25 protein-coding genes are annotated in these 22,748 nt (G+C 45.3%); 8 read left to right on the top strand and 17 right to left on the bottom strand.

The features are described 5' to 3' along the window. Nucleotides 1–4: 4 nt before the first annotated feature. The 4 genes from mtgA to rpsF all read right to left on the bottom strand — a co-directional run bounded on the left by mtgA (nucleotide 5) and on the right by rpsF (nucleotide 1,978). Complete coding sequence (mtgA, locus tag VL525_RS17180) at nucleotides 5–703, bottom strand: monofunctional biosynthetic peptidoglycan transglycosylase (protein WP_325388267.1); 699 nt, start codon at nucleotides 701–703, stop codon at nucleotides 5–7. A 183-nt stretch (nucleotides 704–886) separates the two neighbouring features. Further along, complete coding sequence (gene rplI, locus VL525_RS17175; protein ID WP_325388266.1) at nucleotides 887–1,330, bottom strand: 50S ribosomal protein L9; 444 nt, start codon at nucleotides 1,328–1,330, stop codon at nucleotides 887–889. 16 nt (nucleotides 1,331–1,346) lie between these two features. Next, a complete protein-coding gene (gene rpsR, locus VL525_RS17170; RefSeq protein WP_147034033.1) occupies nucleotides 1,347–1,610 on the bottom strand; it encodes a 30S ribosomal protein S18 in 264 nt (87 codons plus the stop codon). Next, a complete protein-coding gene (rpsF, locus tag VL525_RS17165) occupies nucleotides 1,610–1,978 on the bottom strand; it encodes a 30S ribosomal protein S6 (protein ID WP_325388265.1) in 369 nt (122 codons plus the stop codon). The genes rpsR and rpsF overlap by 1 nt, the downstream gene beginning before the upstream one ends. A 336-nt stretch (nucleotides 1,979–2,314) precedes the next feature. Between rpsF and VL525_RS17160 the strand changes: the two genes are divergently transcribed. Both VL525_RS17160 and VL525_RS17155 read left to right on the top strand, forming a co-directional pair. Then, entirely contained in the window at nucleotides 2,315–2,542 is a 228-nt protein-coding gene (locus VL525_RS17160; RefSeq protein WP_325388264.1) for a hypothetical protein, read from the top strand. Nucleotides 2,543–2,615: 73 nt separating this feature from the next. Beyond that, a complete protein-coding gene (locus tag VL525_RS17155) occupies nucleotides 2,616–4,409 on the top strand; it encodes a DNA polymerase III subunit gamma/tau (RefSeq protein WP_325388427.1) in 1,794 nt (597 codons plus the stop codon). An 84-nt stretch (nucleotides 4,410–4,493) separates the two neighbouring features. Here VL525_RS17155 and VL525_RS17150 read toward each other — a convergent pair whose 3' ends face one another. The 3 genes from VL525_RS17150 to VL525_RS17140 all read right to left on the bottom strand — a co-directional run bounded on the left by VL525_RS17150 (nucleotide 4,494) and on the right by VL525_RS17140 (nucleotide 7,404). Next, the gene (locus tag VL525_RS17150) at nucleotides 4,494–4,922 is read right to left on the bottom strand and encodes a hypothetical protein (protein ID WP_325388263.1); all 429 of its coding nucleotides are present in this window, start codon (nucleotides 4,920–4,922) and stop codon (nucleotides 4,494–4,496) included. Nucleotides 4,923–5,056: 134 nt separating this feature from the next. Beyond that, nucleotides 5,057–6,580, bottom strand: a complete 1,524-nt coding sequence (locus tag VL525_RS17145) for a S10 family peptidase (protein WP_325388262.1) — start codon at nucleotides 6,578–6,580, stop codon at nucleotides 5,057–5,059. A 113-nt stretch (nucleotides 6,581–6,693) separates the two neighbouring features. Continuing rightward, nucleotides 6,694–7,404 (bottom strand): hypothetical protein, encoded by a 711-nt coding sequence (locus VL525_RS17140; protein ID WP_325388261.1) that lies wholly within the window; start codon nucleotides 7,402–7,404, stop codon nucleotides 6,694–6,696. A 209-nt stretch (nucleotides 7,405–7,613) separates the two neighbouring features. Here VL525_RS17140 and VL525_RS17135 point away from each other — a divergent pair, with 209 nt between their 5' ends. The 4 genes from VL525_RS17135 to VL525_RS17120 all read left to right on the top strand — a co-directional run bounded on the left by VL525_RS17135 (nucleotide 7,614) and on the right by VL525_RS17120 (nucleotide 10,539). Then, the gene (locus VL525_RS17135) at nucleotides 7,614–8,843 is read left to right on the top strand and encodes an NADP-dependent isocitrate dehydrogenase (RefSeq protein ID WP_325388260.1); all 1,230 of its coding nucleotides are present in this window, start codon (nucleotides 7,614–7,616) and stop codon (nucleotides 8,841–8,843) included. Nucleotides 8,844–8,963: 120 nt separating this feature from the next. Next, entirely contained in the window at nucleotides 8,964–9,215 is a 252-nt protein-coding gene (locus tag VL525_RS17130; RefSeq protein ID WP_325388259.1) for a nucleotidyltransferase family protein, read from the top strand. Then, the gene (locus VL525_RS17125) at nucleotides 9,208–9,549 is read left to right on the top strand and encodes a DUF86 domain-containing protein (protein WP_325388258.1); all 342 of its coding nucleotides are present in this window, start codon (nucleotides 9,208–9,210) and stop codon (nucleotides 9,547–9,549) included. Before VL525_RS17130 ends, VL525_RS17125 begins: the two co-directional genes overlap by 8 nt. Nucleotides 9,550–9,558: 9 nt before the next feature. Next, on the top strand, nucleotides 9,559–10,539 hold the full coding sequence (locus tag VL525_RS17120) for a type I phosphomannose isomerase catalytic subunit (protein ID WP_325388257.1): 981 nt from the start codon (nucleotides 9,559–9,561) through the stop codon (nucleotides 10,537–10,539). Between the two features lie 124 nt (nucleotides 10,540–10,663). On the opposite strand, the gene VL525_RS17115 is transcribed toward VL525_RS17120, so the two are convergent. The 5 genes from VL525_RS17115 to VL525_RS17095 form a co-directional block, all read right to left on the bottom strand. Continuing rightward, nucleotides 10,664–12,145 (bottom strand): PAS domain-containing sensor histidine kinase, encoded by a 1,482-nt coding sequence (locus VL525_RS17115; protein WP_325388256.1) that lies wholly within the window; start codon nucleotides 12,143–12,145, stop codon nucleotides 10,664–10,666. Nucleotides 12,146–12,503: 358 nt separating this feature from the next. Then, nucleotides 12,504–12,965: a YciI family protein gene (locus tag VL525_RS17110; protein ID WP_325388255.1), complete on the bottom strand. Its 462-nt coding sequence runs from the start codon at nucleotides 12,963–12,965 to the stop codon at nucleotides 12,504–12,506. Nucleotides 12,966–13,016: 51 nt separating this feature from the next. After that, the gene (locus tag VL525_RS17105; protein WP_325388254.1) at nucleotides 13,017–13,673 is read right to left on the bottom strand and encodes a DNA alkylation repair protein; all 657 of its coding nucleotides are present in this window, start codon (nucleotides 13,671–13,673) and stop codon (nucleotides 13,017–13,019) included. 82 nt (nucleotides 13,674–13,755) lie between these two features. Then, a complete protein-coding gene (hppD, locus tag VL525_RS17100) occupies nucleotides 13,756–14,898 on the bottom strand; it encodes a 4-hydroxyphenylpyruvate dioxygenase (protein ID WP_325388253.1) in 1,143 nt (380 codons plus the stop codon). Nucleotides 14,899–14,958: 60 nt separating this feature from the next. Beyond that, complete coding sequence (locus tag VL525_RS17095) at nucleotides 14,959–16,119, bottom strand: homogentisate 1,2-dioxygenase (RefSeq protein ID WP_325388252.1); 1,161 nt, start codon at nucleotides 16,117–16,119, stop codon at nucleotides 14,959–14,961. A gap of 415 nt (nucleotides 16,120–16,534) precedes the next feature. Between VL525_RS17095 and VL525_RS17090 the strand changes: the two genes are divergently transcribed. Together VL525_RS17090 and VL525_RS17085 are read left to right on the top strand one after the other, a co-directional pair. Beyond that, nucleotides 16,535–17,530, top strand: a complete 996-nt coding sequence (locus tag VL525_RS17090; RefSeq protein ID WP_325388251.1) for a fumarylacetoacetate hydrolase family protein — start codon at nucleotides 16,535–16,537, stop codon at nucleotides 17,528–17,530. A gap of 124 nt (nucleotides 17,531–17,654) precedes the next feature. Beyond that, nucleotides 17,655–18,545 (top strand): flavin reductase family protein, encoded by an 891-nt coding sequence (locus VL525_RS17085; protein WP_325388250.1) that lies wholly within the window; start codon nucleotides 17,655–17,657, stop codon nucleotides 18,543–18,545. 61 nt (nucleotides 18,546–18,606) lie between these two features. On the opposite strand, the gene VL525_RS17080 is transcribed toward VL525_RS17085, so the two are convergent. The 5 genes from VL525_RS17080 to VL525_RS17060 form a co-directional block, all read right to left on the bottom strand. After that, nucleotides 18,607–19,311, bottom strand: coding sequence for a murein L,D-transpeptidase family protein (locus VL525_RS17080; RefSeq protein ID WP_325388249.1), 705 nt, complete (start codon nucleotides 19,309–19,311; stop codon nucleotides 18,607–18,609). Between the two features lie 194 nt (nucleotides 19,312–19,505). After that, nucleotides 19,506–20,252, bottom strand: a complete 747-nt coding sequence (locus VL525_RS17075) for a LytR/AlgR family response regulator transcription factor (RefSeq protein ID WP_325388248.1) — start codon at nucleotides 20,250–20,252, stop codon at nucleotides 19,506–19,508. After that, complete coding sequence (locus VL525_RS17070) at nucleotides 20,252–21,283, bottom strand: sensor histidine kinase (protein ID WP_325388247.1); 1,032 nt, start codon at nucleotides 21,281–21,283, stop codon at nucleotides 20,252–20,254. Before VL525_RS17070 ends, VL525_RS17075 begins: the two co-directional genes overlap by 1 nt. A gap of 22 nt (nucleotides 21,284–21,305) precedes the next feature. After that, the gene (locus VL525_RS17065) at nucleotides 21,306–22,169 is read right to left on the bottom strand and encodes a LiaF transmembrane domain-containing protein (protein ID WP_325388246.1); all 864 of its coding nucleotides are present in this window, start codon (nucleotides 22,167–22,169) and stop codon (nucleotides 21,306–21,308) included. A 228-nt stretch (nucleotides 22,170–22,397) separates the two neighbouring features. Then, entirely contained in the window at nucleotides 22,398–22,745 is a 348-nt protein-coding gene (locus VL525_RS17060; protein WP_325388245.1) for a LiaF transmembrane domain-containing protein, read from the bottom strand. Nucleotides 22,746–22,748: the final 3 nt, after the last annotated feature.

Genomic DNA, 22,748 nt, shown 5'->3' with positions numbered 1-22,748 from the left:
TACTCTAAAAATCCAGCGGCCCCAATCGCCGCATATTCTTCCTGATCAAATATTGCCTATGCTGCACATAACCGCTGGGGTGTGTGGGCGACCATTTGAGCGGGTCGGGCCAGATGGAGGCTATTGCGGCGGCTTCGTGCTGATTCAGGTCGGCAGCGGATTTATGGAAATAGGCTTGCGAGGCTGCTTCCACCCCATAAATACCGTCGCCCATTTCAATCTCGTTCAGGTACACTTCCATAATGCGCTTTTTGCTCCAGAATATTTCTATTAAAAGGGTAAAATAAGCCTCGAAGCCCTTGCGGATGTAAGACCGCCCCTGCCACAGGAAAACATTCTTTGCTGTTTGCTGCGATATGGTACTGCCGCCTATCAATTTATGGCTGTGTGCATTTTTATCGATGGCGCGTTCCATAGCTTTAAAGTCGAAGCCAAAGTGGTCCAGGAATTTCTGGTCTTCGGCGGCTACTGCGGCTCGCTTCATGGGGTCGGCAATGCTGTCAAAATCTATCCATTTTTTGTCGATCTTCCAATCCTTGCCGTCGGCTTTACGCTCGAACCCTCTCGATATCATCAGCCAGGTAACAGGGGGATTTACAAAACGGTATAGAATAACCCAGAAAATAGAAATGCCGAAGAAAAGGATGATGGTGAGTTTGAGTATTCTCAGGATGAGCTTCAGCAGGCCGGGTTTGACTTTCATTAAGCGAAAATATCTGAATTATTCCGGAATTGGGAATTTCGATTTCGGATTTGTGAACGTAATTGTACAGACGCAAGATTTTGCGCCTGTACAGCATATAGATCAACAAAAAAAGGTGTTCAGCTTTCACTAAACACCTTTCAAAGATTTCGAAATTAAATATCCGAAATTCGAAATCAAAAATTACTCTGCCACCACTTCAAAAGGGACCTTTACTTTAACCTCTTTGTGCAGGTTAAGGTTTGCGGTGTATTCACCAACAAATTTAGGTTCGCTGTCAAAAGTGATGCGGCGGCGGTCAACTTCAAAGCCTTCTTTTTTCAAAGCGTCGGCAATCTGAATAGTGTTGATGGCACCGAATATTTTACCGGTTTCGCCTGCTTTTGCGCCGATGGTCAGTTTTACACCTTCCAGCTTAGTTGCAATAGCGTCGGCATCCTTACGGATTTTTTCTTGTTTAAAAGCCGCTTGTTTCAGGTTTTCAGCCAAAACTTTGCGGGCAGATTCAGTGGCCTGTTGTGCAAAGCCCTTAGGGATAAGGTAGTTGCGGCCATAGCCTGGTTTTACATTGACGATATCGTCTTTTTCGCCCAGGTTCTTAACGTCTTGTTTCAAAATAACTTCCATTGTGTTTGCCTCCTGGTTATTTTAACGAATCTGTTACATAAGGAAGTAAACCGATGTGGCGTGCACGCTTAACAGCCTGTGCCACTTTGCGCTGAAATTTCAGTGAAGTGCCAGTTAAACGGCGTGGTAATACTTTACCCTGGTCGTTAATGAACTTTAAAAGAAATTTCTCGTCTTTGTAATCGATGTACTTGATGCCGTTCTTTTTGAAGCGGCAATATTTTTTGCGGTTATCCTCCACTTTGGGAGCGGTAACGTATTGGATCTGGTCGTTTGCCATTATTTTGCTGCCTCCTCTGCTTTAACGGTTTTTTTCTGGTTGAAAGCACCGCTGCGTTTTTTCTCGTTGTAAGCAATGGCGTGTTTGTCCAATGCAATAGTGAGGAAACGCAGAACGCGCTCGTCACGACGGAATTCAACCTCCAATTTGTTAATTAAATCACCCGGAGCCTTGTATTCTGTTAAGTGATAGTACCCTGTCGTCTTTTTTTGGATCGGGTACGCTAGTTTCCTCAAACCCCAATTATCCTCCTGGACAATTTCGGCTCCGCCATCGGTTAAGATCTTGCTGAATTTGGCAATAGCCTCTTTAGCAGTTTCTTCCGAAAGCAACGGGGTAAGAATGATCACGGTTTCGTACTGTTGCATTATCTTGCTTTGTTTTAATGTTTTACCCGCTATTACGGGGCTGCAAATGTAGGAAGAAAAATGTGAATTTTTATGAATTTTTATGAAAAAAGTTGCCAGGGAGTGCCTGAACTATGAATTATATATTTAAATAACGGCTATGCTCACGATCAGGTTTTAAAGGAGCGCTGCCGACAGCCAACTGAATTAGGGTACCCCCTGCGCGTTGCCTGTACCTGCACATAACTGTTCTGCCAAAAAATTCTTAAAAAAAGTATAGTAGCGTATTGCAAAAAGTTTTTAATAAATTTAAACTTGTAAACCGGTCGACCCGTATTATTACTAAATTACTCTATTATGCTTACTGACCTTGAAAACGAATATCTGAACGACGATGCCCCGGCATTCACCAGTTCATGGGGCCCGGAAGATGACACCTGGGACGACGACGACGATGAAGATTTTGACGATGAAATGGAGGACCTTGATGATCTGCACGAGGTACAGGTAGAAGAGGAGGATTTTGACGCCCCGGACCCGGATGACGACGATCACTTGCCCGACGAGGAAGAGGACGACGAATAGTCGCGTCAATTTTTACTAACATTCTTATCACTGGTGCTTTTACATAAGGCACATTTTGGCTACTTTAGCGGCAGTGGATAATTTTATAGTTTCGGCACGTAAATACCGCCCTGCAACGTTCGATACCGTTGTAGGTCAGCAACATATAACTAATACGTTAAAAAACGCTATTAAAAATAACCAGCTGGCCCAGGCGTTTTTATTCTGCGGTCCACGTGGCGTGGGTAAAACAACCTGTGCACGTATCCTGGCCAAAACCATCAATTGCGAGAACCTGCAGCCAAACGGTGAGGCTTGCGGCGTGTGCCATTCGTGTGTGTCGTTCCAAAACGGTAACTCATTTAATATCCACGAACTGGACGCTGCCTCAAATAATTCGGTGGATGACATCCGCAGCCTGATAGAGCAGGTGCGTATACCGCCACAGGCAGGCAGGTATAAGATATATATTATCGATGAGGTGCACATGCTGTCGCAGGCGGCTTTCAATGCTTTCCTGAAAACGCTGGAGGAACCCCCGCACTATGCTATCTTCATCTTAGCCACTACCGAAAAACATAAGATACTGCCAACTATCCTGTCGCGTTGCCAGATATTTGATTTTAACAGGATTAGGGTAGAGGATATGGCCAGCCACCTGGCATCTATCGCGTCGAAGGAAAATATAAGTTACGAGCCTGATGCCCTGCATATTATTGCACAAAAGGCTGACGGCGGTTTAAGGGATGCTTTATCGATGTTCGACCAGATCGTTAGTTTTTCGGATGGGAAAGTTACTTACCGCACGGTTATTGACAACCTTAACATCCTGGATTACGATTATTATTTCAACATCATAGACAGCTTGCTGAAAGAAGATACTGCCGGGACTTTGTTGCTTTTTGACGAGATATTGTCAAAAGGTTTTGACGGATCGCATTTTATATCGGGTTTATCAGAACATTTCCGCAACTTGCTTGTGAGTAAGGACGCAGCTACGGTAAAACTGCTGGAGGTGAGCGAGGGTATTAAGGCCAAATATCTGCAACAGTCGAACGCCGCATCCGTATCGTTCATGCTATCCGCCATGAACATTGCTAACCAATGCGACCTGAGTTATAAGCTGAGCAAAAATCAGCGTTTGCAGGTGGAACTGGCGCTGCTTAAAATGTGTCACCTGCCTTCGGCATTCAACATGCTAACCACACCGGCTGCCCCACAGGAGCAGGTAAAAAAAAAACCTGATACCCCAGGACTAAAGCCGCAGCCGGAGAATGCCGCAAAGGATGAGGTGCCTGTGCTGCGCGATCAGCCAACGGTTTATGTCAAAACAGAAGCGCCCAAAACGGAACCTCAAAAACCGGTAGCGGAGCCCGCACCGGCAGAAAAGCCAAAAGTATTTATTCCAAATTCGGGCGCAGCGTCTACCTCCGTAAAAATACCCTCGTTAAAGGATCTTACCAGCCAGGCGGTCGCAGCTGTTGAGGAGGATGATCCATACCTGAAAGGGGATGACCGGGAAGGTTTTACAATGGATGAGTTCCTGAAGCATTGGATGGATTACGCCGCGAAAATAAAAGCCGAAGGCAACATGAGTTTGTTTACGGTATTTATTTCCAACGCCCCGGTGATGCTGGAGCCTTATAAATTTGAAGTGATAGTAGGAAATAAATCGCAGGAGATACTTTTTAGGGACGACAAGCACAATATCCTGAACTACCTGCGCACCAGCCTGAAAAATTTCGATATCGAAGTGCAAACCCGCATCGACGAAATAAAGGCAGCTAAAAGGCCCTACACCAACACGGAAAAATTCCAGCACATGGCAAGCAAAAACCCACAGCTTGCCGAATTAAAAAGGCGGTTTAATTTGGAAACGGATTATTAAAACAGCAGAGACGCAAGATTTTGCGTCTCCTACTTTGAAAATATTTCCACGAGATGCAAAATTTTGCGGCTCTACGGGGTGTCATTAATGCTTCGGCCTGTCGTTTTTCGGATAACCTTCTTCATCCAGGTCGGTGCGGCTGTCTTCGGCCGTTCGTGAGATGATCTCATCCATAGGGTCGAGCCTGACGATCTTTCCTTTGTCAATATGCATAGCAAGATCGTCCACATCGGTCTCAAGCGATTCGTTTGGAATGTATTCGTCCACAGCATCATAGGGATTGGCCTCGTCGTAGGTCGAATCCATATCAGCGCCGTTCTTTACCGAGGTGTTATACGGGTCTGGGTGCTGATAATCCGGGTCGTCACTTTCCACATCGTACTCAAAGCTGTCGTCGTCAGCATTGTAGGAAAGATCTTCAGTATCGGATTCCTCACCTAAACTGTCTTTCAAATATTTGTCCCTGTCATCATCATCGTTATCGAAGCGGGAATGCGGTCTTTTGGCGCTCATGATCTATGGTTTTAAATAGTAAACATCAGCAGTATAATTTAGTTTGTGCTACAGAAGTATCACAAGCATAAAATTACGCAAATAATATATTTACCAGCCTTTTTAAAGCCAATAAAACCCGATAGTGACGAATGTCAATATTTCGCCGGCTGCCCTGCCTTGGGTATTGCGCCTAAAATAAATTTCCGCAAATTCTCGGTCGCGGTTGCCAGGTCCTCTTTACGCAGGTACATCATGTGCCCGCTTTTGTAACCTTCCCATTTCAGGCGGTCTTTCAGGCGCCCGCTTGGGTCGAGCTGCCACATGCTGTATTTGGCATTGAAATAATCGCAGGCGCCGTCAAAATATCCCGATTGTACCAATAAGTGCAAATAGGGGTTTTGCGCGATGGCCTGGCGCAGGTTTTCGCCGGTATGGTCGTTTTTATTATCCCACGGCCACACGTTCCCGAACATGTTGTATTTCAGGTCGGTTTTGTAATTCAGGTCGTTACGCAGGTAAATGTTTATCGCCGGGGTAAACTCGTGCAGCCATGCAGTTAGCTCGGCATTATAATCCGGCCCGTCACCGGCTGCCTTACTATCGATACCCCTGTAACGCGAATCGAGCCGGCCCACGGTAAAGCCCTGGTCGCGCAGTAATTCCTTCCAGAATAAGTTGTACGATATGACCAGGTTATTATCTAAGATCACTTTTTCAGACAAGCCACTATAGCGAGCTATTTTAGCGGCAATGGCCTTTTTCTGATCGTCATCCAGCGACCCGCCTTTGGATAAAGCGGGCAAAAGTTCGTTAATTGTAAAGCTTTCAACTTCGGGCAGCATCGCTGTAAGGTCTTTTTGCTGCAGGTCGGCAGGAAGTTTTTTATGATACCATGCTGTTGCTGAAAAATAAGGCAAACTGAGCGCTTCCTGTACCGGCCCGCTGCGTTCGATGCCCAGGTCAGTAGGCGATACCAGGATAACGCCATTCAGGTACATCCATTCAGCATCCTGTAATTGCAGTGCCAGTCCCGAAACGCGGGTAGTGCCGTAGCTTTCGCCGATCAGGAATTTAGGCGATGCCCACCTGTTCTCGCGGGTTACAAAAGTGTTTATCCACTCTGCCAGGTATTTAATGTCCTCGTTTACACCGAAGAAGGTTGATTTGGGAATATCGGCACTAACCGGGCGCGAATAACCTGTATTCACCGGGTCGACATAAACTATGTCAGCTACGTCAAGTATCGAATTTGGGTTCTCTTTAAAGCCGTAGGGCTGCACAGGATAACCTTCGTCGTCGGTATTGAGCAGTCGTGGACCGGTGTAGCCCAGTTCCATCCAAACCGAAGGGGTGCCGGGGCCGCCATTAAAGGATATAACCAAAGGGCGCGAGGCCCTGTCCTGTACATCGTCGCGTTCATAGTAAGTATAGAAAACGCCCGCTGTCGGTCTGCCATCTTCTTCCCAAACCGGCATCATACCGGCTGTGGCGGTATAGGGAATGGTTTTACCTTTGATGGTGACCGTATGTTTGGTAACTACTGCTGTATCGACGTGCACAATACGTCCCGGTGATATTTTCTGTGTATTTTTTGGAGGGGTTGGTGCCGGTGTTTGCGCTTTAATAGTTAAGGCAAGCAGGCCGATGGCGATCAATGTGAGTAAAGTTTTTCTCATTATGGTGGGTTATGATAAATCAGCGTAAATATAACCGCGCTGCAAATGAAATTACAACAACCGGCTGCTAAATTTAAACAGAAGGGTGTTTATAGCCTATTTTTTACAAAGGCTTAATATGGTATTTGTTTCCGGTACGACGTAACCCCGCCTATTGAAAATTTAACCCCGATGGTGAACTGCCCATAAGCATCGTTGTGTGCGCCCGCCTTAAAGCCATCAAGATTATCGCCAAAAACAAGATTGTATTGATAGCCGATATCGACCTTGAAGTCGGGCCGCTGGTACTTATTGTATACCTTTAATTCGTACCCGATGCGGGCAGGGAAAAATAACTGGCTGGCTTTGTTTTCGCCCGGCGTGTAAAAACCAGGTAATTGAAGCGAGTATCGGTTTATCTCCTTCACATTGCTATAGATAATACCTATACCGCCGCCTACATATAAATTCTTTAACGCATTGGCCAGGTGGCTGTCCGAATAATCTATCAGTTCACCTGCCTGTATTTGTATTCTGAAAGCATAGGAAGTAAAATCAGTCGAGAACTGCCGGCCTAACAGATCCTTGACTGAATCGCCGCCCATTACCTTGCCGGCCTGGAATTCAAGGATGTAATTGATAAAGGCACTTTGGTTATAATCGAAGTTCAGGATAAAGGATTTGCTTGACTTTGACGTTACAACATCGCCGTAGTAGGAGTTAAAGCCGAGCGCCGCGCCAACATCGTATTGCGAATAGTCATATCCTACCTGCGCCTTTGATGCCAATGCTGTAAAGCAGGTGAGCAAGGTCAAAAGCGTAATTCTCAGTATAAATTTTGTCATAATTTACGATCAGGTATTACAAGTAGGGTCAGACACTGCTATTCTTGTGCCACAATTTTATAAAAATAACTTCATTCTTTAATAAAACAATATTAAAACGCACGAATTGTTTAGTTAAGTATCTATAATTTCGATATTGTATTTAATACAATAGCTAATGTCAATTTTATATATTTGAGGCCTTTTACGAAAAAAAACGAATACCTGTTATGTCAAAAATCAAAGTAGCAAATCCCGTAGTTGAACTGGATGGGGATGAAATGACCCGCATTATATGGAAATTTATAAAAGATAAGCTGATTACCCCTTATCTTGATCTTGATATTAAGTATTACGACCTGGGTGTTGAATACCGCGATGAAACCAACGACCAGGTTACGATCGACGCTGCCAATGCCATCAAGCAATACGGTGTGGGTATCAAATGCGCTACCATTACACCCGATGAGGCCCGCGTTGAAGAATTCGGCTTAAAGCAAATGTGGAAATCGCCCAATGGCACCATCCGTAATATACTGGACGGTACGGTTTTTCGTGAACCTATTGTAATGTCGAACGTACCGCGCCTGGTACCAAACTGGACGGCGCCGATATGCATTGGCCGTCACGCTTTTGGCGACCAGTACCGCGCTACTGACTTTTTGACCAAAGGCAAAGGTAAGTTAACAATCACCTTCACTCCTGAAGATGGTGGCGAAGTACAATCATACGAAGTGTTTAATTTTAAAGGCGACGGCGTTGCCCTGGCGATGTATAACACTGATGAATCTATTAAAGGCTTTGCACGCGCCTGCTTTAACCAGGCCTTGCTTAAAAAGTGGCCGTTGTACCTTTCAACAAAAAATACTATCCTGAAAAAATATGACGGACGCTTTAAGGATATCTTCCAGGAAATTTATGAGAACGAATTCAAACTGGAATTTGAAGCTAACCAGCTAACTTACGAACACCGCCTGATTGACGACATGGTTGCTTCTGCATTAAAATGGCATGGAAACTTTGTTTGGGCATGTAAGAACTACGACGGCGACGTACAATCGGACACCGTGGCCCAGGGCTTTGGATCGTTAGGTTTGATGACATCGACCCTGGTGACCCCCGACGGCAAAACCATGGAGGCTGAAGCAGCGCATGGTACGGTTACCCGCCACTACCGCGACCACCAGGCAGGCAAACCAACCTCAACCAACCCGATAGCTTCCATCTTTGCTTGGACAAGGGGATTGGAGTTCCGCGGTATGCTGGACGATAACAAGGAATTGATCAAATTCTGCAAAACACTTGAAGAGGTTTGTATTGAAACCGTTGAAAGCGGCAAAATGACCAAGGACCTGGCCATCACTATTAAACCCAAAGTGGAGCATGGTACCGATTACCTCTATACCGAAGAGTTTTTGGAGGCGATTGACGAGAATTTGAAGAAGAAGTTGGGTAAATAAGTATTTGGAATGAACATATCGAACCCATTTGCTTTGGCAAATGGGTTTTTTGTTGGATTAATTCGTTATTTTTGGAATATGAATGCTTTGTTGAATCAGGTAAAATTGGCGTTGACACAAATGAAGCCTGAATTAATATCCAGGTATCCCATAGCGTCGATTGGATTGTTCGGTTCAATCGTGCGTGATGATTTTACCGACAACAGTGACATTGATATTATTGTTGAATTTAACGGCAGGATAGGTATCGAATTTGTAACATTAGCGGAAGAGCTTGAGCAAAAACTTAACCGTAAAGTAGACCTGGTTTCGAAGGGCGGCGTTAAAGAGAAATATTTTGATGTAATAGCACCTCAAATAGTATATGTCTGACCGCCATCCAAAGCTTCTTTTGGAAGATATTCTGAACAGTGCTGAGAAGATCATCACTTATACTCACAATTTAACTTTTGAAGAATTTATCGCCGATAGCAAAACAATCGATGCTGTAGTGAGAAATTTTGAGATCATCGGCGAAGCTGCTAATCGCTTACCTGAAGAAATAAAAGATAATAGCCCGAATATAAATTGGTTCAAAATCAGGGGGCTTCGAAATAGGATTGTGCACAATTATTTTGGAATAGATTATAAAATAATCTGGGCGACAAAAGAGGACTACCTGGACGAACTGGTCGGTCAAATAACTGTATTACGAAAAAACTATTAATAATAAATCATGTCATCACTTTATCCTTTAAAATTCAAGACCATTTATAAAGACAAAATATGGGGCGGCCAGAAGATAAAAACTTACCTGCATAAGGACTTTGGCAGCCTGCCCAATTGCGGCGAAACCTGGGAAATTTCGGGTGTTAAATCGGATGTGTCTGTAGTTGCGAATGGGATGCTGGAAGGCGAGTCGCTGGCCGGTCTGCTGGAGAAATATAAGGATGAACTGGTAGGCAAAAAGGTGTACGCTCATTTCGGGAATATCTTCCCGCTGCTGGTAAAGTTTATCGATGCTAATGATGATCTTTCTATCCAGGTTCACCCAGATGACAAACTGGCCAAAAAGCGCCACAACTCGTTCGGAAAAACCGAGATGTGGTATGTGATCGAAGCTGATCCCGGATCAACGCTCATCTCTGGCTTTAACCAGCAGGTGAATGAACAGATATATGTGGACAAACTAAACAGCGGCCATATTATGGACATACTGAACCGCGAGGATGTGAGCGCAGGCGATGTTTTCTTTTTACCTGCGGGCCGGGTACATACCATTGGCAAGGGTTTATTGATAGCTGAGATACAGCAAACATCGGATATTACCTACCGCATTTATGATTTTGACAGGGTAGACGATAAAGGCAACAAGCGCGAACTGCATACCGAAGAGGCGCTTGCGGCCATAGATTATAATTTCTATCCCGACTATAAGACCAAATACCAGCCAAAAGAAAACGACACTGTTCCCCTGGTAAAATGTCCTTATTTTACCACCAATATTCTTGATTTTACCGAAAGCACCACTAAAGATTATTCCAACCTGGATTCATTCGTTATCCATGTGTGTGTTGAGGGTAATTACGTGATAGAATGCCAGGGCAGGCAGCACACCGTTAAAATGGGTGAGTGTATCCTGCTGCCAAAAACTATCGACCGGGTAAACCTGATCACCGTTAACGGATTTAAGATATTGGAGAGTTATATTGAATAGTGATTTGTGGTCAGTTAACTTGTGATTTGTGATTGGTTAACTTGTGATTAGTTGCCTGCGAATTTACTCATCAATCAAATTGCAGGGCACTAATTAACCAGTCACTAATTAACTAATCACCAACTCAAACCAACTTCACCGTAAACTTCGTGCCTTTGTTAACGGTACTATCAATATCGATGGTTCCGCCCAGTGCTTCTATCTGGTTGCGGGTCATGAACAGGCCAATGCCTTTTGCATCCGGGTTGTGGTGGAAGGTTTTATACATGCCAAATACCGAGTCGCCGTACTTCTCAAGATCGATACCCAGGCCGTTATCTTCAAAATATAAATAGATATGGTGGCGGATCTTAGCCGAACGAATTTTAATGACCGGCGTACGGTCGGGATGGCGGTATTTAATAGAATTGGTGATCATGTTCTGGAAAATACTTTCCAGGTAAGCAGGGATATAAAATACCTCGTTAATCTCGCTGAAATCGTAATCTACACGGGCGCCTGATGCTTTGATATTGCTTTGCAGTACCGAGAGTACCGATTTAAGCGAGTCTTCAAAAGTTAACGTTTTTCTTTCTTTACCTATTTCGGCCTGTATTTTTACGATCTCGCTCAGATGTTCAATAGTGGTATTTAAGCTGCCGCTGATGGATTTAATGTGCGAGAATATCTCCTTTCGGTCGTCTTCCGTTTCGGTTTGATCGAATAGGTCGACCATAAACTGCAAATTGCCTGTATGCGAGCGCAGGTTATGCGATACGATGTAGGCAAAGTTTTGCAGGCGCTTGTTCTGATCGCTCAGCAGGTTTACTGCATCCTGTACTTCCAGCTCTTTCTTTTTAATGTAATCGATATTCTGGAAAATGCTGCGTACGGTAATGCACTTACCATAATCGTCAATTACCGCAATACCTTTTGCGCGCAGCCAGATGAGGTTATTGCGTGCTGTACGGAATTGCAGTTCCAGGTCGAAGGGGCGGGAATATTTGATGATATTATCTATCGCCCGGGCCATTATCTGACGGTGATCCGGCTCGAAGAAGCTGATAGCCTCTTCGACACTTAATTTTACACTTTCCTGCAGTTCATAAATTTCATACGTCTCGCGGGATAGCGTCAGCGTCATGCTCCTTACATCTATTTCCCAGCCCCCAATTTTGGCTATCTTGACAGTTTCCTTGAATAGGAAGTCATTGCGCCCCGATTGTAATTCGAGAAGCTTGTTCTCATGAATATCGGCTATCGAACCAGTGATTTTGGGAACTGAATCATCATTCCATCTTTTAGCCGTGCTTTTAAACCACCGATAACCCGATTGTTTGGTCAATAACCTAACCCTGATGGTTTCAGGGGCGTCATTAAAATGGCGATTGATGGATTTTAGGAAGGCAGGCTTATCGTCGTAATAGAGCAGACTCTCGAAAAAGAAATCGTACGAAGGCGGAATCTCGCCCGGTTCGTAGCCCAAAAGGACATAAAAACCCGGCGACCATTTGACTTCCCTGGTGCTGATGTTATATTCCCAAATACCCGTATTCAGATCATTGATGATATGGGTAATGTGGAAGTCACCATCGTGAGAAAAATTATCACCTTCCGTAATGCTCATCTTATTCTTCTGACCCCAGAAATTTCATTAATGGTGGCTATCAATAGTCAATTAATTAGTTTTATACGTAGTGCAAGCCTTTTGGGGTGCAATACGCGTATGTGCGATTGCAAATTCGAGACCAATAATTTTTTCGTCGAAATTTGCCGGTTTAAGTGTTCTTTACATTTACTTCATTCACAATCTATTGTTATACGTAAAATTGGCAATGCAGGTTATTGAAGGCAGCGGCTTGAAAAGGACAAAATATAGATTTATTGAGGATATGGGTAATATTTTTCCCATGATTATCAATACATTAACTTCGAATATGTTATTTATGTTTTGATTAAAAATCAACCTGAATGTTTAGGAAATATTAATCCGCAACGCTTTTTTTCTCTACTTTTTTATGCAGGTGAAACGCCTCGACGAGTGCGGCAGACCCATACCACGGATGTAACTCCATCACCAATGAACCTGCTTTGATAGCAGGATCGGTTTCTGTCAATTTCTTTGCTTCTTCAACTGTACTTACATTAAAAATGAATATCCCGCGTATGGGCTGGTTATCCAGGAACGGCCCGGCTACTATCAGCTTGCCTTCATTGGCCAGGCGCATAATATTTTTAAGATGGGCCATTTGCAGCTCATTCCTGGCGACCGAATCCTTGATGCGGTTAGGGCCGGCTTTTAAAAAGGCCATCACATAAGTTTTCATACCATACTCGTCGGCGCCAAGCTTTTGGGCCAGTTGGGCATCGTATTGCGGGTTGTTAGATTGCGCAAGGCAAGTGCCGGTTGCCATTAACAACAGGGCAATAAACAGATTCCTGATCATGGGGATAATCAATTAATTAAGACTTTAAAGATACAATTTAGAGCGGCAAAATCAGAAGCGTTTTTCAAGTTCGCGCAGCGCGTCAGCGGCTATCCACTTGGCTGCTTTACTGTCCTGGATGGCTATCCTTTCAGCCGTAGCAATGGCTATTTGATGAAGTGTTTTGTTCCGTTTGCCGATCTGCCGTAAGGCCCAGTTGATAGCCTTTTTAACAAAGTTCCGGTTATCCCAGGCTTCCCTTTCCATTACCGGGAAGAGTGGCATAAATTCGGCATTATCTGCCTTTTTGTTGTGCACGGCAAATTCGGCCATCAGTACAAAACCGGCACGCTTGATAAATTCTTCCTGATGGGCGCTGTATTCCATAGCTTTCTCAATGGCAAATGGCGTCCGGTCAAACAAATTCCCGCATACCTGATCGCACACATCCCACGAAGCAAAATCAGCTACCCATTTATCCATTTGCTCCGGCGTAACCAGCTTCGGATCGCCGATCATCGATGCCAGTATGCGGCACTCGTGTATGCCGGTTTCCCACAAGGCAACTGATAATGATTGGTCCTTTTTGATCTCCTTCGCCAGCGCACGAACTTTGGGCATGGAAACGCCAAGCGCTTTGGTATTGTCGATACCGAAACGTTTCATGCCCTCCAGGTGCAAGGCATTTGACTGTTGCTTTAAGTGATCGATAACATCGCCGGTATTCATGCAGCTAATTTAAAACAAAAAGCCCCGATAACTCGGGGCTCAGAAATTCAATTCCTACTTCAGACTTCTGAAATCCAACCCTCTACAAATTTCCTCTCAATTCCTGCTCATGTTCTATCGCTTCAAACAAAGCTTTAAAATTTCCCGCGCCAAAGGATCGCGCGCCTTTACGTTGAATGATCTCAAAGAATACGGTTGGCCTATCTTCCAGGGGCTTGGTGAATATCTGCAACAGGTACCCTTCGTCATCGCGGTCGACCAGTATACCCAGTTCTTTTAACGGCTCCAGGTCCTCGTCGATTTGGCCGACACGAGTTAACAGATCGTCATAATATGTGGTTGGAACATGAAGAAACTCTACGCCGCGATTTTTTAATTCGGTCACAGTTTCAACTATGTGGTCGGTTGCCAACGCCAAATGCTGCACGCCTTCGCCCTCGTAAAATTCCAGGTATTCTTCGATCTGCGACTTCTTTTTACCCTCTGCAGGTTCATTTATCGGGAATTTTACATACCCGTTGCCATTGCTCATCACCTTGCTCATCAGCGCCGAATACTCAGTCGAGATCATCTTATCGTCAAAGGTCAGGATGTTTTTAAAGCCCATCACCTCTTCATAAAAATTCACCCATTCGTTCATTTTATGCCAGCCCACGTTACCTACGCAATGATCGACATATTTCAAGCCGGCTTCCGATGGATTATAGTCCGTTTTCCATTCCTCGTAGCCTGGTAAAAATATACCGTTATAGTTTTTACGTTCGATGAAAAGATGCGCCGTTTCGCCGTAAAGTTTAATGCCGCTGGTTTTTACCTCGCCGTTTTCGTCGGTCAAAGTTTGCGGTTGTTGATAAGGTTCTGCACCGCGCATGGTAGTTTGTTCAAACGCATCATAAGCATCATCAACCCAAAGGGCGAGCACTTTTACCCCATCGCCATGCTTTTTGATATGCTCAGCGATTGGATGATCAGAATGTAATGGCGTGGTAAGCACCAGGCGGATCTTATCCTGCTTCAGCACGTACGATGCCCTGTCGCGCACACCTGTTTCTGGTCCGGCATAAGCCAGGCTCTGAAAGCCGAAGGCGGTTTTATAAAAGTGAGCCGCCTGCTTGGCATTGCCCACATAAAATTCAACATAGTCCGTGCCCTTCAAGGGCAGGAAATCGGTGGCCCCCTCTAAATCTCCCCCGGTTGGGGAGACTTTTTTATATGTAGTCTCCATTATTGTCATAGTTAATTATTGTTAATATTTAAAGCCCTCCCTCCCGGGGAGGGTTGGGTGTTATTCACTTGCCCAGCTTTTATAATAATTCGGATCCTCGATTTTTATAGCGTCTTCAGTCAACATCAAAGGTTTGAACGGATCGATCATCACGGCCAGTTCTTCTGTCGATTCTTTGCCGATCGATTTTTCCACCGTACCCGGATGCGGACCGTGAGGTATGCCACCCGGGTGCAGGGTTATTTGCCCTTTAACCACACTTTTCCGGCTCATAAAGTCGCCGTCGACATAATACAATAGCTCATCACTGTCCACATTGCTGTGGTTGTAGGGAGCAGGGATAGATAACGGATGGTAATCGTATTTACGCGGAACAAAGGAGCAGATAACAAAATTGTGCCCCTCGAAGGTTTGATGCACCGGCGGTGGCTGGTGCAGGCGGCCGGTTATCGGTTCGAAATTGTGTATCGAAAAGCCGTATGGGTAATGGAAGCCATCCCATCCAACAAAATCAAAAGGATGTGTGCCGTAAATGTACGGATAGATCAAACCCTGTTTTTTGATCAGGATCTTGAAATCACCTTTTTCGTCGTGCGTTTCGAGGTTTTCCGGTAATTTCAGGTCGCGCTCGCAGTAAGGCGCATGTTCCATTAACTGGCCGTATTGATTCAGATAGCGTTTCGGCGAGCGTATCGGGCTAAAGCTTTCCACAATGAACAGTCGGTTATCTTCACTGTCAAATTCCATCTGGTAAATGGTACCACGCGGAACGATGAGGTAGTCGCCGTATTCAAACTTGATGTTCCCGAAGCCGCTTTTCAATGTACCTGACCCCACATGAACAAATATTACCTCATCGGCCTGGCTGTTCTTGTAAAAATAATCTGTCATGGATTTACGCGGCGCGGCCAGCGAAATATGCAGGTCGCTGTTTACCAGCACAGGCTTGCGGCTTTTTAAGTAATCATCTTCCGGCTGAATATTAAACCCGATGAGGCTAGTGTGTTTTAGATGCTTTTCGCGCGCTATTTTCGGTTCGACCGAATACGGTTCGCCTAAAGTTTTGACGATAGTAGGCGGATAAGCATGGTACACCAGCGAATACAGGCTCGAAAAGCCCTCGGTGGATACCAGTTCTTCTGCATATAAAGTGCCGTCGGGCTTACGGAATTGCGTATGCCGCTTGGGCGGGATATTTCCTAACTTATGGTAAACAGGCATGGTCTTTTTGTTTGAAGGTTGTAACGTTGGAAAGTTGTAAGGTTAAATTGGTTTAACTGACACTATTCAAGCGTTTCATTAAAAACGATGACAGAGCAGTAATAGTTTTAAAGTTAGATGTTTAACAACATTTCAACTTTAAAACTTTACAACATTTCAACAAAAAATTAGTATTGCGCGAGGACGATCTTAGCCAGCACAGCATCCCGGAAAGATGAAGCGTCGCTCATTGAAGTGAGGCCGAGGGAAAACAGAAAATGTCGCTGTATGCTGAGCATGGTTATGCAAAATTAAGCAATAATTTAGCTATTATGCAAGCATAGTATTGGAAGTCCGGAAGTCCGCATAAGTCCGGAAGTCTGAAAGACCGATTCCGGCCTAAATTAATTAGCTTTGAAAACCAATTTGATCATTTATGAAATTAGTTTCTTATAAGACCGAAGACCGCGAGCACCTGGGTATTTATGTGAACGGCCATATTTACAACCTCAATTCGTGCCATAAGCTGCTGCCCGATAACATGAATGATTTTTTGTGGGGTGGCGATGAGCTGATGGACCGCGCCAGGAAAGTGAACGACGATATCGCCTCGGGTAAACTGGAAGCTAAGGAGGAGCTATTTTTCGAACTGCTGGCGCCCGTACCGCACCCTACATCGTGCCGCGACGGGTATGCATTCCGCCAGCATGTGGCGGCTGCAAGGCGTAACCGTAAAGCCGAGATGATACCGCAGTTCGACCAATACCCGATATTCTACTTTACCAATCATAATGCCATACAGGGTGTCGGGGAGATAGAATGCATGCCCGATCATTTTGAGAAACTGGATTTTGAGCTGGAAGTTGCTGTCGCACTCAACAAAAAAGGCCGCAATATTAAAGCTGCCGATGCCGATAGTTACATAGCGGGGTATATGATCATGAATGATATGAGCGCCCGCACCCTGCAGATGGAGGAGATGTTATTGAACCTAGGCCCGGCGAAAGGGAAAGATTTTTCGACCGTTATCGGCCCCTGGCTGGTAACGCTGGATGAACTGGAAAAATATAAGGTCGCTCCGAAAGCCGGCCATACCGGAAATGCTTATAATTTGACGATGAAGTGCCATGTGAACGGCAAAGAAGTTTCCCACGGCAATATGGCCGATATGGACTGGACCTTTGCCGAGATCATCGAACGTTGTGCTTATGGTTGCGATGTGTTACCGGGCGATGTGATAGGTTCGGGTACAGTTGGTACCGGCTGTTTCCTGGAGTTAAACGGCACCGGTTTGCTGAATGATCCCAATTATCAAACCCAATGGCTGCAGCCAAATGACCTGGTGGAAATGGAAGTGACAGGACTAGGGATATTGAGTAACGTGATCAAAAAGGCGGATTCGGATTTTTCGATTTTGGCACTTAAAAAATAAACAACCCATCATGGCGAGGAACGAAGCCATCTCTGAACTGTGCAAGTCAACTTAACGAAAATTATCGATTTGCATGTGTAGAGATGGCCACGCTATCGCTCGCCATGACGCTTTATATAAAGAAATGCTCACACTGAACACGGCTGATCTCTCACCAGTTGACTTGCAAAACTACCTGCAATACGCCATTGCACCACGACCGATATGCTTTGCTTCGACCGTGGATAAGGAAGGTAATGTAAATCTGAGCCCGTTCAGCTTTTTTAATATGTTCAGCACCAAACCGCCTGTTTGTGTGTTTTCGCCATCCAGGCGGGTGAGGGATGCCACAACAAAACATACGCTTGAAAACATATTGGAGGTGCCTGAATGCGTTATCAATATCGTTACCTATGATATGGTGCAGCAAACCTCACTGGCCAGTGTGGAATACCCCAAAGGCATGAACGAGTTTGTAAAGTGCGGCCTCACACCCATCGCTTCCGAACTGGCCAAACCACCACGGGTGGCCGAATCACCGGTGCAATTTGAATGCGTCGTAAACCAGGTAATCTCGTTAGGTGAAGGCGCGGGCGCGGGGAATTTAGTACTAGCGGAGATCAAACTGATGCATATCAGCGAAGCCATATTGGATGCCGATAACCGCATCGATCAGCAAAAACTTGACCTGGTGGCGCGCCTTGGCGGCGACTGGTACGCCCGCATAAACCAGGACAATCTTTTCAAAGTAGCCAAACCTGTGCGAACCATCGGAATCGGGGTCGATTCTATACCTTATGCTATCCGGAATTCAAAAGTGCTGACGGGTAATAACCTTGGGCAATTGGGTAACGTGGAGTCGTTACCAACGGATCAGCAGATAGAGGATTACGCCCAAAGCGACGAAATAAAAGAAATTTTAGACACCACCATCGGCGACAGCCAAACACGCGAAACGCAGTTACACCTGAAAGCCAAACAATTGCTGGATGAGGGTAGGGTAGAAGAGGCGTGGAAAACATTATTAATATCGTAGAGACGCAAAATTTTGCGTCTCCGGGAAATGTGTGTTAAAAAAGACGCAAGATCTTGCGTCTCTACCTGAAGGAATAATTCTTGTTCACAACACCCACCACCGGCGGCACATGCGTTTTCTCAAAAATGTCGTACCCGGGTTTCAGGTGCTGCCAAAACGAAACATACGGGTAATTCGAGTATTTATCTATATTGGCATTGGTTAATTTGAACGGAAAAATATTCACGTCCACCGATTTTTGCCCGTGCGCAAATGCCTGGTAAACCATGGTGTAAATTTCTTCTATCATGGGGTCGGTCATGGCGTAGCAGCCGATAGAGGCGCAATAACCATGTATCATAATAGCATTGCCCGTGTAGCCGCGCGACTGGTCGAACGCATTGGGATAGCCGACATTCATGGCTGAATGGTAGGTACTGACAGGATTAAGCTGGGTTGGTGTCACCGTATAATACCCTTCGGGGCATTTGCCGTCATGATCTTTGGTTTTGGTGCCCAGTCCACCGGAATAGGCGCAGATAAGGTAGTTCTTAAACAGTTTGTATTGCCTGCCCGATTTTACCCATATTTCCAGTATTCCAGGTTCCTTAAATATCCGGATAAACACAGGCTGATCGTCCTTTAACCCGGCGGCTTTAAGATCGCCCTGTAGTTTTGGCCATATTTTGGTGCGAATATCCGCGGCGCGTTTACTATCAGGGATATGGGTTTTTTGATTTGCCGTTAACAGCAGCGGAATAAGCAGTGTGATGAGGAATTTAGGCATGCGCTTGAGTTTATTGTGATGTACAATAAACGGTATTTGTATGCTGTAAATTGTTTCGGGTGAAAACTACCAAGGTCGCCGTGCCGAAGCATGTGCGCGATGGCCTTACACGCCATCCTTCGAGAGCCTCAGGATGACACCCCTTTTCAAATCTGAACCCGATTCATCAGGCCTCGTATTAGTTCAAAATTATATCAAATCCCCAGCACCTGTTTTAACTTAGCATATCCCGTTTTACTTACCGGGATCTTAGCGCCTGATTTCAGGATGGCGATGTGCGCATCTTTCTCGTAAGGATCGATACGGGTGATGTTTTGAATTTTGATAATATATGAGCGGTGCACGCGTACGAAGGTGGATGGGTCGAGCGTTTGCTCGAAAAAGCTCATGGTCTTATTTTTCAGGAACGAACCTTCTGACGTATGTACGCTTACATAGTCGTCATCGGCCTCCAGGTATTCCACGTCATTTACCGGGATGATCTTCACTTTGGTGCCGGTTTTTACCACAATGCGCTCGTGCTGTGCTGGCGACTGTGAGGCAGCTTCCAGCAGGCTTTCTGTCTGTTTGACCGGATGCACCACGGGCGCCTGTGACAGGAATTTTTCAACCGCTTTGTTAAACCTGTCGCGTGTAAAGGGTTTCAAAAGGTAATCAACTGCATGGGTCTCAAATGCCTTGATGGCGTATTCATCAAACGCTGTGGTAAAGATCACCGATGGCGGCTGTTCCACCAATTCCAGCATTTCAAAGCCGTTGATCTTGGGCATCTGCACATCAAGGAATATCAGGTCGGGCTGGTATTGCTGAATGGCTTTTAACCCTTCAAAACCATCGCCGCATTCCTGCAAAACTTCAATCTGGTCGCTAAAACCCTGCAAATATTCCAGTACAACCATGCGGGCCAAAGGTTCGTCGTCGATCACAAGCACTCGTTTCATTATTGTGGTATTTTGATTATGGTTGTAAAGATATTATCATCTGCGAAAGTTTCCACCAAATCGGTACGCGCATATAATAAATAAAGTCGCCGTTGTACGCCGCTCAAGCCAAAACCTGTCCCTTTGCGTGGCCTCGCGGTCTTGGGGTCATAAGGGTTTTGGACGGTCATGGTCAGGTAGTTGTCCTCAATTTCGGCCCTGATGCTAACGGTCACGCTCTCGGTGGTATCGTACAAGCCGAATTTTATCGCATTTTCCACGATGGGTTGTAATATCATCGGTGGCAATATGGCCGTGTCGCATTTATCATCGCAACTAATCTCTGTTTTCAACCGGTGACCAAATCGCACTTTCTCAATATCAAGATACAATTGCAGGTGCGAAAGTTCATCGGGCAGTGTTACCTGCTGCTGGTCGTCCTTTTTCAAAGTTCCGCGCAAAAAGTCGGAAAGCTGGTGAATCATTTTGCGCGCCTCGTCGGGTTTAAAGCCGATAAGCGCGTTGATCGAGTTCAAACTATTGAACAGGAAATGCGGCTGCAATTGCTGGCGCAGGTTGTACAACTCGGCATCCCGGGCCAGTTGTTCGGCCTCGCCTTTACGCTTTTCGTTTTCCTTCTGGTCAAGCTGCGAGTACCATATCATACTGATCAGGGCCATCCAGCCTATAGCCAGAAAGTTGGTGAAAAAGCGTATGGTTACCGACTGGATATGAAAGTTGGAATATATGTTGTTGCCGATAATGTAAGGCAGCACCCAACGCGCGCCAAAGGTTGCCGCGGCAGTAAGCGCCAGGCACCAGAAAAACAGGTTGATGTAGCTGCCCTTACCCGGTTGATAATATTTAAGGTTGTTATTGATAAGCCAGCATGCAGCGCCCAATAGCAGTGTGCATATTGCGCCATCCATAATGGAGATATACCACGTAAAACCAAAGGTATGCACCACGTACGTAAGCAGGATGGCCCACACCAGGCCACCTGATACAAACGCGATGCGTATTTTGGAAAATGTTAGTTGCGTAGCTGCCAAAACTTTGGGTTAATTTACTTGCTTAGAAAGTCCTTATCTCGACCCCGGCGAAGATGGATATACCTTCCAGTATCAGTATTTTGTTATTGTCGCCGGCACCTACTTTACGCAGGCGCTTGTCATCCACCCCGGCAAATACCGCCGAAAGGTTGGAAACTACTTGCCAGTGCGGCGGAACGATGATTTTGGTGCCGCCAAATAACTGGGTAATGTCCAGTACCACTTTGCCGTCGATATCTGCCTGTGTCAGGTCGATCTCAGCGCCCCCGAAGATGTTAGTGATATCGCCGCCCCTGAAGTTTTTCGAAAGGATGGTTTTTTTAACGCCGCCGAATATGGATGTAGCGTCCAGAAAATCATCGCCTGTTATAGGGCGAGGGTTAGGATTAATAGGCGGAACAGTCCCTGCTGTTTCGTCGCCGGCGGGCGTTTGGGATTGCGGATCGATGGGGGTATGATAATGTTTATCCCATTTTTGCTGCCATTTTTGTTCCCATTTCTGCTCCCACTGTTTATCCCATTTGTTGCGGTTGGGGCCTGAATGATTGCGCCTTAGTATTATCCATAAGCCGATCATAATGATCATTCCCGGCCATATCAGGTTTCCGATGTGCATGCCGGGAATGGCATTGTTAAGTGTTCCGGCTAAGCCTATAAATACTAATATGAACCATATCGATCTGCGGTAATTATGTTTGGCGCCTATATAAAGCCCGGCTACGATGAGCCAGGTTGGCCATTCCCATATCCAGCCCGGTATCAAAAAAAAGCTGAACTGGCGAAGCAGTAATAAACCCCCTATAATCAGCAATACCATGCCGATAACCGCCTTTCCATTATTGTTAGGTTTATTCTGGTAATCTATATCATTTACATGCTCGCTCATTGTCTATTCTGTCAAAATTAAATCTTATTCAAAACTAAGGTAATACTTAAGGCGAACCTATCAAATATTGGCGATATTATTGAACTAATCGGTAAGGGCGGAAAAATTGTCGGTGAAAAAATTCTCGTATTGTTCGTTTTAACTTTGGCATTTGTATTTGGTGGTCGCCAAAACAAAAAAGGAGAGGGTTACATGCCTCTCCGTTTTGTTAAAAAAGTATATCAATAGTCAGTATTTCAAATGATGGCGGCCGCGCCTCATGATAAGGTAAACGCCTAAAGCAATAATGCCGATGGGCCATACAAAATCTTCGATGTTCCAGTCGGGCAGGGCATCGGCCAGTAAAAAGGCGCCGCCTATAAAGATCAGGATTGCCCAGGTCATGTTCTGAAAGTTGTGTTTAGCACCGCTATACAGCCCTATAGCTATCAATAACATAGGCCAGCTTAACAGCCAGTCGGGGATATAGAACATATCGAATTGGTCGGCAAGTAATGCGCATCCAACCAGAACTATAATTGCTCCTGCAACCATTCTGCCATTGCGCCTGTTGGTGTTATCTATAATAGTGTTCATCGT

Origin of the sequence: Mucilaginibacter sp. (genome assembly GCF_035492695.1) — a bacterium.
Taxonomy (GTDB): domain Bacteria; phylum Bacteroidota; class Bacteroidia; order Sphingobacteriales; family Sphingobacteriaceae; genus Mucilaginibacter.
Note: the sequence above shows the minus strand (reverse complement) of the source record. Positions and strands in the feature narration are given on the sequence as shown.

Coding starts and splice junctions, on each gene's coding strand:
- VL525_RS17065 (WP_325388246.1), bottom strand. CDS start 22,169: ATGAGCGAGCATGTAAATGATATAGATTACCAGAATAAACCTAACAAT.
- rpsF (WP_325388265.1), bottom strand. CDS start 1,978: ATGCAACAGTACGAAACCGTGATCATTCTTACCCCGTTGCTTTCGGAA.
- VL525_RS17160 (WP_325388264.1), top strand. CDS start 2,315: ATGCTTACTGACCTTGAAAACGAATATCTGAACGACGATGCCCCGGCA.
- VL525_RS17075 (WP_325388248.1), bottom strand. CDS start 20,252: ATGAAACGAGTGCTTGTGATCGACGACGAACCTTTGGCCCGCATGGTT.
- rpsR (WP_147034033.1), bottom strand. CDS start 1,610: ATGGCAAACGACCAGATCCAATACGTTACCGCTCCCAAAGTGGAGGAT.
- VL525_RS17145 (WP_325388262.1), bottom strand. CDS start 6,580: ATGAGAAAAACTTTACTCACATTGATCGCCATCGGCCTGCTTGCCTTA.
- rplI (WP_325388266.1), bottom strand. CDS start 1,330: ATGGAAGTTATTTTGAAACAAGACGTTAAGAACCTGGGCGAAAAAGAC.
- VL525_RS17105 (WP_325388254.1), bottom strand. CDS start 13,673: ATGAATACCGGCGATGTTATCGATCACTTAAAGCAACAGTCAAATGCC.
- VL525_RS17135 (WP_325388260.1), top strand. CDS start 7,614: ATGTCAAAAATCAAAGTAGCAAATCCCGTAGTTGAACTGGATGGGGAT.
- VL525_RS17060 (WP_325388245.1), bottom strand. CDS start 22,745: ATGAACACTATTATAGATAACACCAACAGGCGCAATGGCAGAATGGTT.
- VL525_RS17085 (WP_325388250.1), top strand. CDS start 17,655: ATGCTCACACTGAACACGGCTGATCTCTCACCAGTTGACTTGCAAAAC.
- hppD (WP_325388253.1), bottom strand. CDS start 14,898: ATGGAGACTACATATAAAAAAGTCTCCCCAACCGGGGGAGATTTAGAG.
- VL525_RS17115 (WP_325388256.1), bottom strand. CDS start 12,145: ATGAGCATTACGGAAGGTGATAATTTTTCTCACGATGGTGACTTCCAC.
- VL525_RS17150 (WP_325388263.1), bottom strand. CDS start 4,922: ATGAGCGCCAAAAGACCGCATTCCCGCTTCGATAACGATGATGATGAC.
- VL525_RS17080 (WP_325388249.1), bottom strand. CDS start 19,311: ATGCCTAAATTCCTCATCACACTGCTTATTCCGCTGCTGTTAACGGCA.
- VL525_RS17140 (WP_325388261.1), bottom strand. CDS start 7,404: ATGACAAAATTTATACTGAGAATTACGCTTTTGACCTTGCTCACCTGC.
- mtgA (WP_325388267.1), bottom strand. CDS start 703: ATGAAAGTCAAACCCGGCCTGCTGAAGCTCATCCTGAGAATACTCAAA.
- VL525_RS17120 (WP_325388257.1), top strand. CDS start 9,559: ATGTCATCACTTTATCCTTTAAAATTCAAGACCATTTATAAAGACAAA.
- VL525_RS17110 (WP_325388255.1), bottom strand. CDS start 12,965: ATGATCAGGAATCTGTTTATTGCCCTGTTGTTAATGGCAACCGGCACT.
- VL525_RS17130 (WP_325388259.1), top strand. CDS start 8,964: ATGAAGCCTGAATTAATATCCAGGTATCCCATAGCGTCGATTGGATTG.
- VL525_RS17125 (WP_325388258.1), top strand. CDS start 9,208: ATGTCTGACCGCCATCCAAAGCTTCTTTTGGAAGATATTCTGAACAGT.
- VL525_RS17095 (WP_325388252.1), bottom strand. CDS start 16,119: ATGCCTGTTTACCATAAGTTAGGAAATATCCCGCCCAAGCGGCATACG.
- VL525_RS17090 (WP_325388251.1), top strand. CDS start 16,535: ATGAAATTAGTTTCTTATAAGACCGAAGACCGCGAGCACCTGGGTATT.